Annotated in this window: 9 protein-coding genes; 3 read left to right on the top strand and 6 right to left on the bottom strand. The window is 59.3% G+C overall.

The window, feature by feature from the left end; all coding sequences use genetic code 11:
• Positions 1–2,446: 2,446 nt before the first annotated feature.
• The 3 genes from AB4Y43_RS16140 to AB4Y43_RS16130 all read left to right on the top strand — a co-directional run bounded on the left by AB4Y43_RS16140 (position 2,447) and on the right by AB4Y43_RS16130 (position 7,528).
• Entirely contained in the window at positions 2,447–3,508 is a 1,062-nt protein-coding gene (locus AB4Y43_RS16140) for a hypothetical protein (RefSeq protein WP_368728221.1), read from the top strand.
• 1,956 nt (positions 3,509–5,464) lie between these two features.
• Positions 5,465–6,295, top strand: coding sequence for an XRE family transcriptional regulator (locus AB4Y43_RS16135; protein WP_368728220.1), 831 nt, complete (start codon positions 5,465–5,467; stop codon positions 6,293–6,295).
• Positions 6,296–6,913: 618 nt separating this feature from the next.
• Positions 6,914–7,528 (top strand): thioredoxin fold domain-containing protein, encoded by a 615-nt coding sequence (locus tag AB4Y43_RS16130; protein WP_368728219.1) that lies wholly within the window; start codon positions 6,914–6,916, stop codon positions 7,526–7,528.
• A gap of 128 nt (positions 7,529–7,656) precedes the next feature.
• On the opposite strand, the gene AB4Y43_RS16125 is transcribed toward AB4Y43_RS16130, so the two are convergent.
• The 6 genes from AB4Y43_RS16125 to AB4Y43_RS16100 all read right to left on the bottom strand — a co-directional run bounded on the left by AB4Y43_RS16125 (position 7,657) and on the right by AB4Y43_RS16100 (position 13,998).
• On the bottom strand, positions 7,657–8,550 hold the full coding sequence (locus AB4Y43_RS16125; protein ID WP_368616567.1) for a DUF1571 domain-containing protein: 894 nt from the start codon (positions 8,548–8,550) through the stop codon (positions 7,657–7,659).
• 112 nt (positions 8,551–8,662) lie between these two features.
• Entirely contained in the window at positions 8,663–9,709 is a 1,047-nt protein-coding gene (locus tag AB4Y43_RS16120; protein WP_368728218.1) for an alpha/beta fold hydrolase, read from the bottom strand.
• Positions 9,706–10,596, bottom strand: a complete 891-nt coding sequence (locus tag AB4Y43_RS16115) for an alpha/beta fold hydrolase (protein WP_368728251.1) — start codon at positions 10,594–10,596, stop codon at positions 9,706–9,708. Before AB4Y43_RS16115 ends, AB4Y43_RS16120 begins: the two co-directional genes overlap by 4 nt.
• Positions 10,597–10,604: 8 nt before the next feature.
• Positions 10,605–11,504, bottom strand: coding sequence for a metal-dependent hydrolase (locus AB4Y43_RS16110; RefSeq protein ID WP_368728217.1), 900 nt, complete (start codon positions 11,502–11,504; stop codon positions 10,605–10,607).
• A 32-nt stretch (positions 11,505–11,536) separates the two neighbouring features.
• Positions 11,537–12,421, bottom strand: coding sequence for an SDR family NAD(P)-dependent oxidoreductase (locus tag AB4Y43_RS16105; RefSeq protein WP_368606532.1), 885 nt, complete (start codon positions 12,419–12,421; stop codon positions 11,537–11,539).
• Positions 12,422–12,453: 32 nt separating this feature from the next.
• Positions 12,454–13,998, bottom strand: a complete 1,545-nt coding sequence (locus AB4Y43_RS16100; protein ID WP_368728216.1) for a flavin-containing monooxygenase — start codon at positions 13,996–13,998, stop codon at positions 12,454–12,456.
• Positions 13,999–14,041: the final 43 nt, after the last annotated feature.

Here is a 14,041-nt window from a genome sequence, read left to right as displayed (position 1 = left end):
GGACGGAACGACGTGATGTGCAGATCGTTGTTGTCTGCTGCTCCGCCTTTTGCGGAGCTTCGGGCCGCTAACCACGGTCATGGCGATCCGCCAAAATTGCAGTTCGATAGCCGCGACCCTGGAGTTGCGAATCTTTTCGTCTACATTTTCCACGTAACTATCCGGGTGCAGTGGGACGACAAGAGCCTGTCGCGAGCGAAAGCAGTGTCTTCTCCTGGAAGTCCTCACCATACGGACATCTCCTGGAATTCCTCACCAATTCCTCGCCCTCCTGGAAATTCTCACCGTCAGTCGGCGACTCTGGACGCTCTGCGGGGTTGCCGGCGCGAAAAGGCTGCGACGGAATTCAACGACCTACGTGCCGGCTGAATTCGCTCAATGATCGTCCAAGCCGAAGTGGAATTGCTAACAAGGCCTCGCTTCATCAATGGCCGGCACAGTCTCCCGTTCAAGATCCGATACGCGAGCGGACCCTGACTATCGCGGTGGTGGCGCGCCGGGCAAACCATTACTGGCGGCATATCCGTCCCCAATTGCAGTCTTCACCGGCGCAAGCAGACCTTCTGGATCCCCCCAGAAAAAGACATCTATAGATTGCATTTCTCGCTCATCTACCCTATGGTGTATCTCGATTGCTTGGATTCGGGGAGATGGTTCGGTGAGACTACAAATAGCGTCCGATCTTCACCATGAGTGAAATCTCCGGTACCCGTGTGATATGTAATGGGCGAGGTTATCCGTGGCAGCCTAGCTCAATGCGACGACCGTTCGACCCGAATTTGATTGTTGACGTTTGAGAGATTCTTTTCTAGGTAGGAAGAGTCATGGGTTGTTCAAAGCAAAACCGGAGTAATTGATTGGTAGTCCGTATTTAGTGGTGAAGGTTTCGATCCACATAACCGCGTTAGGGATTCTGACTGGACGCGACAGCGCTGCTTGATAGCTTTTGGAGCATCGGTGAGGAAAACCAGGAGATGCGGGGCTTCGGTGAGTGTCATCTACCGATCGATTTCACCTCGCGGCCCAGAACTCGAACGCGGGTCGATATTGACAGGCCGAGCCCACGCGTGGCAGTGGCTGACGGCTTGCTCAGAGGCATTCTGGCTGGACGCGAGAGCCCTATCTAATAGCATTCGCAGCATCGGTGAGGAAAACCATGAGATTCGGGGCTTCGGTGAGCGTCATCTGCCAATCGAATTCACCTCGCTGCCCAAAACTCAAGTCGACTTTGACAGGCCGAGACCGTGCGTGTCGGTAGCTGACGGTTTGCGCAGAAGCATTCTGGCTGACGCAGCAGTGCAGCCCAATAGCTCATTTGCCCAATAGGTGAGGAAAACCAGGGGACACACAGACGGCAATTTTGGTGAGCGCCTTCCAGCAATCTTAGTCACCCCGTTGCCCGCGAACACAGAGGATCGCGTGGTTAGGAATGCTGCCAAGGCCTCGATTACCGAGCTCATCGGGAATTTTCAAAGCCGGAGTGGCAATTGATAAGCAAGCCCGATAAGTCTCGCTGAGCCAGTGAATCAGTCGCCACGGGTTCCCGTCAAGTGGTCGCGCCGACGGGTTGAATGAGTCAGGGCTAGTAGCAATAACCACAATGAAGGCGACTCCTCAAATTCTCCCTGCGTTCTGTGGTCGCTATGTGGCAACAAGCTTCTGGGTAATCGCATTTTCCGCGCTCAGAGACGACGAGGATCTGTAGACCGTTGAGCCTCCCAGTGCCGACCGGCCCTGCTCGGCGCTGTTAATACTTGGACTCTTAAGAAAAGCATTCAAATATTCACGCCGCAGTCTAGGTGCCAAAATCACAAAGCAATATTTCATTATTTGTAAGGCTTTGTCAACTGTATAAGGGTGTTCGAACTGACACTGATTTAACGGTTGCTGCGATTTTAAATCCGTGCCCATAGGACCGCGCCGCAACCCGCATTGAAAATTCAGCGTTCCGGCAATTGACAATGGCGCAGTTGATATTATTTCGATTTGAAAACAGCAAAACAAGACTTTTCAATTATTAAAAATTCGATGTGTAAATTTTTGACTCGCTTATACAAAAATTCAACTTTATCAGATACTTACAAAACATCGTATCATATTATTAATATAAGTTAGTTAACTATATGGTTGTGAGAAGATAATATGTTTGTTATCGATTTTGAGTGGAATGAATAATCGAGAAAATCCTAGGTAAACCACGATTTCTGTTTTTCAGATTTTGGCTGACGCTGAATATCCCGATTGACAGAAGATGCAGATTCAATTCGGGACGAGTTTGAAGTTACGCTGAAATGGGAGGGAGTGTGGAAGTAGATACTTAAAAAAAGCGGCGACCCTTGCTTTGACGGGCCGGGGGTCGCCGCATCTCGTGGTGAACTGCTCACGGTGGGTTAATTTAACTCCCGGCGTGTTCGCTCGTCAATAACTTAGCGAAAGGACGAGAATAATGGAAAACCCGGAAATTTCCATTGGCGTTGGGGCTTCTTCCGATTGTCACCGCGCCGACGAGACTCCCCTGGCGTCGTCAACTGGCGGAGGAGCATCTGGTGGTCGACCTCCTGCCGGTGGTGAGCCTCCGAATCGCGGGAGCCACTCGGAGCAGGCGAGTTTTAGCTTTGGCGACTACTCTTCGTGCCTTGCGTTTGGTCTCATGTTGCTTCGTCAGCCTTTCCTGACTCAACGCTGCCTGATTCACGTGAGCGACCTACCAGAGAGGATCGCGCTACACGTAATGCGCTGGCTCGTTAGCGAACTTTCGTCATTAGCCGCGAACTTCGAGGGCCCACTCCATGTTCATCGAAAAATGCGCGCTTGGAAGGTCCTGCGTTGGGTGACGAAGGCGCTTCTCGACCATGAGGCGCACCGTTCGCCAACCGTAATCCTTATTGAGGGAGTAGACCGTGTTCAGGGCCTGAATGGGCTCGCTGACGGGATCGGCAAAGCTATTCGAAGTAAGGCGGCGACAGTCGTTTTGGCCGCTAGCGACGAACGACCGGACCGTGCTGCCCAGATTCAAGCGCGGCTGAAGCGCAAATGCGTTTGCGCATTCGAGCGCGCTTTTCGATTTGGCACTTTCGACGAGGTTGATGGCCGTCTGATGTGCAGCTTGGTCTGGAGCACGCATTCGTCGACTCCGCTCCCGCAATTCGCGATATCGCCTTTGCTCAACTGGGCAAGCGGTTCCGTTTACAGGCTCGAAACGCTCGCTATCGTGGCAGAGGAGCATCGCAAGACGGTGGGCCGTGGCAGCTTCAACGCCGTCACTCTGTCCGCGCGCCTCGCCGAATTCTGTCACGTGGTGTATGGAACACCCAAACTCGACTTTTCCGAGGTACTGGCCGAAGAGCCCCCTGAGATCGACGAGCTTGAGGAACCTGCGATCTTCCGCGTCGAAACCGCGATGTCCGGCGACTGGCTTGATTGCGTTGATGAAATCGATGCCTTCGATGATGGGGCCCACAACGAAGTTGGGGTTCTGGACGGTGTCGATCTTATGGGCGTGCTCTAACTAGCTGCGACTGGTCAGGGGCGGCTGGCACGGTAGCAACGCCAGACGCCCGCTGGGCAACGGTTTGCTGGAGATATGCGCTGTAAAATTGACATTCGAAGCGACTTTTTTGTATTATTCGTACTCCTTTCAGGTCGATATAGGCGTATTACGTCGTACGTAGCTATCGGCGTTCAGGTGCACCGAGCACATCGACCAAAACGACCCGTTCCTTCTTTTCATCGGAAGTATGTCAAGCGCCGAGTGCGCGGACGGACCTGTTGCGTTGAACCTAGTTCATCTAGATCTGCCGCTAAGCCAATCGCTTTGACCTTGGCGTACAGAGGTTCCCTGTCCTCGCGGCCGCACCCCCAGCCCAACGCTCGAGTGAGTCCGGCTACCGTTCGTCCATCGACTGCCAAACCTCTTCGACGAACCCTCGCCATCACAATAGATCGCTTGCGGTCGTCCTCCATATCACGAATTAGCAAACGTCCGATGAGGGCTCGCTGCGTAACGTGCCGTTAAAGTTTGCTTCAGTCGGTTCCCGAATTATCGCGGAAAGGAAAATACATGTTCAGTAGAACGAATTTCTCAGACGAAATTTGCGGCACGAAGTTGCCTCACGGAGTGGTCGTCCATTGTGCAAAATTCTCTTGGAACATCAGTCCGATACCCGGCGACATTGACTTTTTACTACTCCTTGGCGACATCGATGAGGCGCAGATAGATAGCGCACGTCACTGGCTCAAAGCAATTTCAGCGGATGTACCGATCTTGTGGACACCCGCGTTTCTGGGCGCATCGAGCCATCGGGAATGCGCTGAAACAGCACTGGCGGCCGTACGCCAACTAAGGACTCGCAGTTTGCGAATACTTAACCGCTCGGAGATCGACATAGGCTGCCTGCGCATCGGAGGAGTGCCTTTGGGGCAGCCGCCAAAAGACGACCGAGAGGATAACCCGACTTCTGAGAACGCCGGAGTCGGCTGGATTCGCGAGGGAACGTCGGATAGATATTGCGGAGACCTCGAATGGTTAGCTGACTACCCTCAACGTCAACCGAAAGACGGTCGCGTCTATATCTCCGTGTCCGCTAATGGTTCGCCACCTCCCGCAACAGCGGACGAGATGCAGGATCGGTTGATGAGCATTGGCAATCGATTGCGCCCCTTCAAACTCCGGGCGAATACGACCCCGCGCGCAATTCAAAATCTGCGGTGGGATATGCGATGTGCAATGAATCGCTATTCGGCTCTCCATGTTGACCCCACCGGAATATTCGCGCCGCGCTTTACCCCCGGCATACAGCTATACGCCGATAGATCAACGTTTGGGATGCGCTTTACCCTTGTCGACGAACTGGCTCCGGGATTGGTGAAGTTCGTGGCACCGAATTCTTGGAAAAGTCAGTTCTTGCTGAACTGCGTAAGCGCGGCATTGTTCTGGTTACCCGCAGTTCGCACAGGAAGATCCGACTCTAAGACAAGGAGATGTACCGCTTTGTGGTCTCCGGTCTACGCAAGAAGGCCGGTAAGTGTTGAAGCCCAAACTGCGAGATTGTGCAGAACGGACGCGGTGACGAAACTATGGCAAAAGTTGATAACGAGTCTCGCCCTGGGGTGAGAATGGATGTCGGCTCGTACCGGCCTCTCTCAAACGGTCGTTCGCGCTTTGGCAATATTGGTCTGATGCTCGACGGAGCGGTTTATACATGCACGGCGAACAGGCGGTTTGAAGTAGGGCGCTGCAGTTGAAATAAGCGACCGGGCTCGAGCACGAGCCCGGCTGTCAACGCCGATTGAATTCTGACCCACCTTTCGACGATTCGCCGAAGTAAATCTGACCCACCCGGGTCCTGTGTCACGCGGCTGCTTTGGCTGTTGCCCGCGTTCCCGTTTGTCCTGCTTTTCGCTTGTCCTTCAGCCGGTAGGAGTGTCGCCTACTCAAATCAGCAAGTGGAAGAAAAATGAGCACATGTCTTCCGATATGGAAGCCAAGATTCGAGCTCTTGCGAACATTGGAGATAAGGATCCGCAATTCATAGCATGGGCGGGTTCGCTTGAGGCTGCGGAGAAGTGGGAGAACCTTATCAATTACCTGGCCGAGGTTGCGGAGTCTAGGTCGGAAACTGGATACGACACGGAGCCGTTCAGCGACGATACGGGTCTCCTTGGCTGGCGCGTGTTTGACACTCTGAACGAGATGGGCGTTGAATTGCCCAAGACGTTCCCGAAAAAGTTGGACGTCGACTACGACGATGTTCCCGATAATTTCGATGAGCTGGTTAAGGAGGACCCGGTCGCGTCGTTGATTGCCAAGATGTTCGACGCGTTCGTCAATGTCTACGGCTTCTATGCCGCATACGTTCTTAACTTGCTGTTCGATGAGGAACTGGATGTTTGGAACGGTGTTGGCGAGAACATTGACTCACACCTGATGTCGCTTGCAGCTACCAAGATCGATATTGGCGAGAAGGCTAATTTCGCTGGTAAATTCCGGAAATTCAAGCACGAACTGCTTAGGCAGTATGTTGCCTGGCTCAACACTGTCAAGCGGAAGGCTTATCGGTCGGGTGTTGCCCTGCGTGCGGAACTTCTCTGGTTGGTGCAGGCAGACGTTGAAGATCTTCGCGAGGAAGCCGAGAAAGAGAGCTTGGGACTGAACGCGTTTCAACTTCACCCTGACGTCTACATGAACGAATTGCTGCGTGGGATGCGGGCAATTCACCAGGTTCTGCCTGTGATAATGAAGAAGCTCGGGATAGATGATTTCGAGTTTGATGAATCACAGATGTGGGTCAACTAAGGCAACGATCATCTCGAACGGAACCGGAGACCGGCTGCTTGTCGCATCACGCTCGACACGGCGTCCCGAACGATTTCGCAGATCGCGACGGGGCTGACCAAGTGCGTGAAGCAATTCTCCTGACTCAGAGGAATTCGCATGAAAGCGATGAGTAAGGTCGGCACGGTGACCCTTACAGTGGCCTCCTTGCGTCATCTATCGTGTCGCCTTGGCACGCGCTGAGGGCGAAAACTCTCAAACTGGCCGCACAGAACTCGGAGTGGGCCAGCAGTTTTGCATCGGTCTAAGGCGACCCCGCAAAGCCCTGCTGCTTGCGGCTGTCACGACTTTGTGTGCAGACTTCGTCGCAGCTAGACCCTTTGCAACGGACTTGTTTCCAACTCTGCATGAGGAGTGAGCAGGCACCACTGTCTTGAAGGCATTGTCTGCGCTAGGTGTGGTGTCACAACTCAATTGAATACTGACAGGTCCAACGTCCTCCCGCAAACTCTCACCTTTGCTGCTCACCTGACGCCTTTGCCATATTGGCGTCAGTGACGTGCCATGGCCCGAACCTAAGATACGAGCCTTCGCTTCACAGACTCGCGACGTGACGCGCTATCCAGTCAGAGGGAAAGAATGAAGAAGTTCACACGCATGCTGATCGCTGCAGGCGCGCTGGCAATGAGCGCTGGCGCTACGGCCGCCGCGGCCGCTGAGCCCACCTGGTTGCCCGCAACGGCGGCTGCAAGCCTGCAGAATGCGAGTGCGATCGTCGAAGGCGCGAATGGGCCGAACGTGAAGTCGACGCTTTATGTCTTTATGGACCCAAACTGTATTTACTGTCACTTAGTGTGGAAAGCACTGCAACCGTATGAAGCGGTCGGCCTGCAGGTGCATTGGATTCCTATGGGCTTTCTGAAGCCCGATTCGGCGGGCAAGGCGGCTGCGCTGCTGGAGGCGAAAGACGGCGCCGCGCTGCTCAAAGAGCTGGAAACGCATTACTCGGAGAAGGACGAATCGGGCGGCATCGCCCCGCTCGCGCACATCTCCGCCGCCGACAAGAACAAGCTCGACGACAACATCAAGCTCTTTCAGGACCTCGGTTTCGACGGTACGCCTACGCTTGTTTATCAAGGCTCGGGCGGACGCTGGGCCAATGTCAGCGGCTTGCCGAAGCTGGACGACTTGCCGGGCATGCTGAATCTGCCGGCGCAACCCATCACCGATGCCGAGTTGCAGAAGTATCGTTGAGCGCGCGCGGCGGTGAGTCATTCACCGCATCGTGAGTTCACCGATACAACGATAGGTGAGGAGTTCCAGGAGTCGAATGTCGTGCGCTCCTCCCGAAAAGCCTCACCTTTGTTCTCGTAGCCCAGGTTTCAGAACTTGTAATCGGGATTCTTCGGATCGAATGCTTCGTCGTCGAAGGACTTCGGCGTGATGCTGTCGATGACGATTTTCTCGAACATCTGTCCGTCGTCGCCGTAGGCTTCGACGGTGCGGAAATACGGATGCCGCAGGTCCAGCCCCAGCGTCTGCTTCTTCGCGTAGAACTGCGGCTTGCCGCTCGGCGAAACGTAGGTCAGCGCCACCACACGCACGCCGTCTATCGTTTTCACCTCGACTTGCGGCTTGTAGGACGCGCCCACTTCGACGTACTTCTTCGCGTCGGTCATGAACTGGCTCACGATGAATTCGGTGCCGAGATCCGTGATCTTGTGATTCGATTGCGAGCGCGCGAGCGTGCCGTCGAGTGCGGTCCACATCGGCATCACGCCGAGCAGGCCGCCCAGGTGTCCGTACATTTCGTCGCTGCGCTTCGAGGCGTCGTAGATCACCTCCTCGCCCGAATGATCGCCGTCGGGCAGCCATTTCGCGTAGATGCGCAGCGGCTCGTGCTCGAGCTTCACTAGCATGTGCGCGGGCTTCGCGGGCCACTTGCCGTTCAGGCGCTCCCAGCGCGACAGCACGAATTCGTATGAGGGATAGCCCGCCGGGCCGAGCTTGATGAGCGTGGGCACGACGAGCGGATCGAACGCCTCGAAGAGCGCGGTCAGTTGCGCGTCGTCCATCTTCGTGAGCGTGTCGTTCTTCTGTGCGCGCTGCAGCCAGCGCACCTGTTGATCGACGCTCAGTTTTGCGACTTCGGCGGCGGACGCTGCGCTTTGCGATGCGTCGCTTGTTTGCGCGCCGTTGCCTTGCGCGAATGCCGCGCTGCTGGCGAGCGCAAGCGCCGCACACGCGATGAACGTCCGCGCTTTCTGAATTTTCATTTCCTGTCTCCCTTGATGAATGCTTGCGGCCCGCGCGTTCGCACGCGGGCCGACGCATTTTTCGGCTTCGCGATTTCCTCTTCACGCAGCGCACGCCGTGTGGCGAGGCCGGCTAAGTCACAGACGGATTGCCCAACACGCCCGGTGCCGGCGAACCGATGTCCGTGCGCGACTCATCCGCCTCGATCGCGCGCGCGTGGCTCGCGTGCACTGTGCCCGAGAGCGCGGAGAGCAGCCAGTCGTAGGTCGTGGACGGCGCGGTGACGGGCAGCATATGGCCGCCGCTCACCACCTTGAGCGTCACCTGGCTCGTGAGGCGGCTGAGCGCCTCGCCGTGTCGGGTCCAGTCGAGCACGACGTCGTCACGGCCAAACAGAACATCAACGGGAACGCTCAGTTCTGCGTAGCGTTGTTCCATCTGCACGAGATCATCGGCGTCTTCAATCGCGATGAGATCGGCGGAGGCGTTGTAGAAGCCGCTGGGCCGCAAGCTCAGGAGTCCGCCGCCGCGTGTGCGGAAATCGCCCGGTACGGCCTCGGGCGCGAACACCTGCTTGAGGACCGCGGAACTGGTCGCGAGGCCGATGGGCGTAGCGAACGTGCACGCCACGAAGCGGCGCACGGCGTTCGAGCGCAGCACGAGCGCGCGGAAGGCCTTGGGCACCTCGGTCTGCACGTGCGTGAGCGGCGCGATCAGCGCGAGCCGCGAAACGGCGTGCGGATGATCGAGCGCTACGGCCAGCGCGATCGCGCCGCCGAGCGAATGCCCGACGAGCACCGGCGATTCGAGACCCAGCGCTTCGATGAAGCGCGCGACCGTGCGCGCCTGCGCGCGGATGGTCGCCGATGCGTGCGGCCCGCGTGTGGAGTAGCCGGAACCCGGGCGATCGATGAGTATCACGCGATGTTCGCGCGCGAGCGCCTGCATGGGCAGCCACGCGAAGTTGCGCATTTGTCCGCTCAGGCCGTGAATGAACACGATGGGCGGCCCACTGCCGAACTCGACGTAATGAATCTGGTCGCCGTCGATGTCGACCAATTGACCGTCCATCGGCACGGCGGCTTCGATGCGGCGCGTGGCGCGTCGCGTGAATGCGGCGAGCGCGGCGAGTGCAGCGCCGGCTGCAACGACCGCGGCAGGCAGGGCAAGTGGGTTCACTGGCGGTCCTCTGGGGGCAGGTTGGGTTCGAAGCCTTGTGCGCGTGACGAAGCGCAAGTGGCAAAACGCGTGAAGCGCGCCGCGATCTGCCGCGCCTCGCTCACCACCGCCCAATGCGGCGCGGCGATAATCTCGCGCTGATGTTGTCCAAGCCAGCGCTCGATGCCTTCGGACATGGCCGGCGTCACATAGCGGTCGAAACGCGGCACGATGAACTGTACCGGAATACGCGTGCTGCGCTCGCGCGGGCGCCGCGCACAGGCAAGAAAATTCGCGCGATAGAGTTGCAGCCCGTTGAGCGCGTTGCGCAACTGCCGGGGATCAGGCTCGACGCGCACGCGCTCGGTCTTGCGCAGCCACCACGGCCACAACGCCGCGCCGCCAAGCCGCCAGGCCAGTTCGGGCACGAACGGCAGATGAAAGAACGCGATGTACCACGACTTCAGCAACTGCGCCGGGACGCGCGGCTTGAGAAAAACATGGTCGAGACACGGGCCAGATATCGAGGTGTACGAAGCAATGCGCGAAGCGTTCGCCGGATCGGTCACGGCCTCCCAGCACTGGATCGATCCCCAGTCGTGCGCCAGCAGATGAAACGGCTGCGCGCCGCAGGTGGCATTGGCGACCGCAAACAGATCGCGCGCGAGTTGCGCGAGCGCGTAGCCAGACTGCGCACGCGGCGCTTCGGAGGCCCCCATGCCGCGCACGTCGTAGGCGATCACGCGAAAGCGCGTCTCCAGTTCGCTGCGCAGCGCGCTCCAGATGCGCGCCGAGTCCGGGTAGCCGTGTACGAGCACGACGGGCGGCGCATCGTTGGGCCCGCTGACGTAGACCGCGAGGCGCACGTCGTCGGACTGGACGAACACGGGTTCGGGTGCGCCGCGCATGACGTGGCTCACACCGCGCGCGGCGTTGCCGCCGGATGCAGCGGCACGCGGCGCGGGGCGGCACGCGAGGCGTACTGCGCGTTGGTCTCGTCGATCTGCGCAACGAGGCCGTCGATGCGCGCGAGATGCTGCCGGTTGTCGTGATCCCACGGATGAAAGCCGGGCTTGAAAAAGCGCAGCCATTCGAGCGCGATGCCGGGAAACACGCCGTGACGCGGCCCGTAGAGAAACTTCACGAGCCTCCATGTGCCGCGCACCTTGCCCTGGCGTCGGCGGTGCGCGCGCAAAAGCGCCAGATGATAGTCGAACACGATGAGCCAGAAGAGAACCGTGGTGGCGAGCATCGTACCGGTTCGCATGAAATAGCGCTTGACGCCCGGCTCGATCACGAGATTCCAGACATCGAACGAGACCGACTTGTGCTCGGTTTCCTCCAGCGCGTGCCAAAGCCACATCTGCTTGTAGCCCGCCACCGAGCCTTCGATGCGCGTGCCCGTATCGGCGAGCAGCAGGTCGGCGAGCATGGCCGTGTAGTGTTCGAGCGCCACGGTTTGCGCGAGTTGCAGCGAAGGCGGCAACACCTTGCGCGCGAAGTTGAGGATGGCCCACAACCGCTTGTCGAGCTTGTGCGCAGGCAAGCCCGCCGCCTGCAGCAAGTCGTTGTATTCGACATGTTCGCGCGTGTGCATCGCTTCCTGGCCGATGAAGCCCATGACCTGCTTCTTGAGTTCGGGGTCCTCGATGCGGTCGCGATAGTGCCGCACCGAATCCATGAAGAAGCGCTCGCCCGCGGGAAAAAGCAGCGAAAGCGCGTTGAAGAAGTGGGTGACCGGCACGCCCTGGACGTGCCAGTCACAGGCCCTTTCGGGCGGTAATGCGAAGCGGATGTCGCGCCGTATCGGCATCATGTTATGGCTCCCTGTTGTGTGCCTGCTGTTATTCATTGCGTGGCGGCGGACCCGCGCGCGGCGCGGCGGCGCGCCTTCGCGGCTTCGCGCCGCGCGCTCATCACGACCAGCGCCTGGTACGCGGCGGGCAACGTGCGCGCGAGCCAGTCGGCTGCGCGCGCGTCGCGGCCAATCAGCACGCGCCGCGCGTTGCGCCTCACGCCGTTCAGGATGATGCGGGCAGCGTCGTCGGCAGTGGTGATGAAGAACTTCTCGAAGTCGTCTTTGCCTTGCTGCTCGCTCGCCACCATAAAGCCGACCATGTTGTGCGCCACGCGGCTCGATTGCGCGATGTTCGTGCGAATGCCGCCCGGATGCACGCAGGTCGCGGACACGCCGCAGCGCATCATGTCGAGTTCCTGGCGCAGCGCTTCGGTAAAGCCGCGCACGGCATATTTGGTCGCGTTGTAGCCGCTCATGCCTGGTTGTGCGAAAAGACCGAACACGCTCGACGTATTGACGATGTGTCCGTCGCCGCTCGCCTTCAGATGCGGCAGAAATGCCTTCGTGCCATGCACGACGCCCCAGAAGTTGATATTCACGATCCACTCGAGGTCGCTGTACGCCATGCCTTCGATGGTGCTCGACAGCGCGACGCCCGCGTTGTTGAAGACGAGGTTGATGCCGCCGTGCGTGGCGACTGTTTCGTCGGCCCACGCGAATACGGCGTCGCGCTCGCTCACGTCGAGCACGCGCGTGCTCACGCGTACTGAAGGGGCAAGCGCGCCCACGATGCGAGCGGTCTCCTCGAGCGCCGGGGCGTTCCGGTCGGCGAGCGCGAGATGGCAGCCGGCACCGGCAAGCTGGAGCGCGAGCGCGCGGCCCATGCCCGAACCGGCTCCGGTAATGGCGGCGACCTTGTTGTCAAAGCGTTTCATGGGCGGGCTCCGGGTGGGGCGATTGCGCCTGTTCAGGCGGCCTCGGTGGGTTGCGTGGCCACGGCGAGCGGCGCTTCGTGCTGTGCGGCATGCGGCGCGCGATAGACCTGGTAATCGGCGAGGGAGAAGTGCGCGGTGGCGCGGCGAAAGCGCCAGGTGAAACCGGGCCACAGTGTCGTGTTCCTGCCGTTGCGCGGGTCGAGGTACCAGCTCTTGCAGCCGCCCACCGACCAGATCGCGCGGCCAAGCTTGTTCTGGATGCGCTCGTTGTAGCGCGCTTCCACATAGGGCCGCACGTCGATCGAATCGGCGTGGTCGCGCTTCATGGCGGCGAGCGCGCCAAGCACATACTCGATCTGCGATTCGATCATGAACACCATCGAGCTGTGGCCGAGGCCGGTGTTCGGGCCGACCAGCATGAAAAAGTTCGGATAACCAGGCAGACTCGTACCGAGGTAGGCATGTGCGCCGTCGCGCCAGGTCTCGACGATATCGATGCCGCCGCGGCCCACGATCGTGCCCGGCGGGAATGGATCGGCCACCTGAAAGCCGGTGCCGTAGATCAGGCAATCGACCTCGTGATGCACGCCGTCGGCGGTCACGACGCCGGTGCGGTCCACGCGCTCGATTGCGTTCGTCACCACCTGCACGTTCTCGCGTAAGAGCGCCGGATAGTAGTCGTTCGATATGAGCACGCGCTTGCAGCCGATCGTGTAGTCGGGCGTCACGGCCGCGCGCAGTTCAGGATCGGGCACCTGGTGGCGGATATGGCGCAACGCCAGCTTCTGCACGTTCTTCATGAGCGCGGGATGCACCGCGAAGCCGAGCACGCGCGTTTCGAGCATCCAGTAAAGGCCCGCGCGAGCGAGCGCCTGCGTGATGGGCAGCGTGCGGAACAGCCATTGTTCGAAGCCCGAAATGGCGCGGTCGGGCTTGGGCATGATCCACGGCGGCGTGCGCTGGAAGAGCGAGAGTTGCGCCACGCGCGGCGCGATCTGCGGCACGAACTGAATAGCGCTTGCCCCCGTGCCGATCACGGCGACGCGCTTGCCTTCGAGCGCATAGTCGTGGTCCCAGTGCTGCGAGTGGAAGGCCTTGCCTTCGAAGGTGTCGAGTCCCGCAATCGCCGGCAACGCGGGGCGCGAAAGGCCGCCCATGCCCGAGATCAGCACGCGCGCGGTGAGGCGCCGGCCATTGGCGAACGCAAGGCGCCAGCAGTGCGCGGCTTCGTCCCACGTCGCGTTCGTGAGTTCGTGCCCGAAGTTGAGCCACGGGAAAAGCCGGAAGCGCTCGACGCAGCGATTCAAATAGGCGCGAATCTCGGGCTGCGGCGCGAACATGCGGGTCCAGCGCGGATTGGGTGCGAACGAAAACGAGTACACGTGCGATTGCACGTCGCAGGCGCAACCGGGGTAATGGTTGTCGCGCCAGGTGCCGCCCACGGAGTCAGCCTTCTCGAACACCGCGAAGTCCTGGTTGCCGCTTTGCAGCAGGCGGATCGCCATGCCCAGGCCGGCAAAACCAGTGCCGATGATGGCGATGCCGATCGCGTCGCCGGTACGGGCGGGTGCGTTCATCCGGAGCGTCTCCCTGTTGTCCATCCATCTATGACTGTGACAT

This window comes from Paraburkholderia sp. BR10872 (genome assembly GCF_040965835.1).
GTDB lineage: Bacteria > Pseudomonadota > Gammaproteobacteria > Burkholderiales > Burkholderiaceae > Paraburkholderia > Paraburkholderia nodosa_A.
The sequence above is the reverse complement of the archived record's forward strand: the minus strand, read 5'-3'. Positions and strand labels throughout refer to the sequence as shown.

Excerpts from the sequence above, each read along its gene's own strand:
- AB4Y43_RS16105 (WP_368606532.1), bottom strand. The coding sequence starts at position 12,421 with ATGAAACGCTTTGACAACAAGGTCGCCGCCATTACCGGAGCCGGTTCG.
- AB4Y43_RS16110 (WP_368728217.1), bottom strand. The coding sequence starts at position 11,504 with ATGATGCCGATACGGCGCGACATCCGCTTCGCATTACCGCCCGAAAGG.
- AB4Y43_RS16125 (WP_368616567.1), bottom strand. The coding sequence starts at position 8,550 with ATGAAAATTCAGAAAGCGCGGACGTTCATCGCGTGTGCGGCGCTTGCG.
- AB4Y43_RS16115 (WP_368728251.1), bottom strand. The coding sequence starts at position 10,596 with ATGCGCGGCGCACCCGAACCCGTGTTCGTCCAGTCCGACGACGTGCGC.
- AB4Y43_RS16135 (WP_368728220.1), top strand. The coding sequence starts at position 5,465 with ATGTCTTCCGATATGGAAGCCAAGATTCGAGCTCTTGCGAACATTGGA.
- AB4Y43_RS16140 (WP_368728221.1), top strand. The coding sequence starts at position 2,447 with ATGGAAAACCCGGAAATTTCCATTGGCGTTGGGGCTTCTTCCGATTGT.
- AB4Y43_RS16130 (WP_368728219.1), top strand. The coding sequence starts at position 6,914 with ATGAAGAAGTTCACACGCATGCTGATCGCTGCAGGCGCGCTGGCAATG.
- AB4Y43_RS16100 (WP_368728216.1), bottom strand. The coding sequence starts at position 13,998 with ATGAACGCACCCGCCCGTACCGGCGACGCGATCGGCATCGCCATCATC.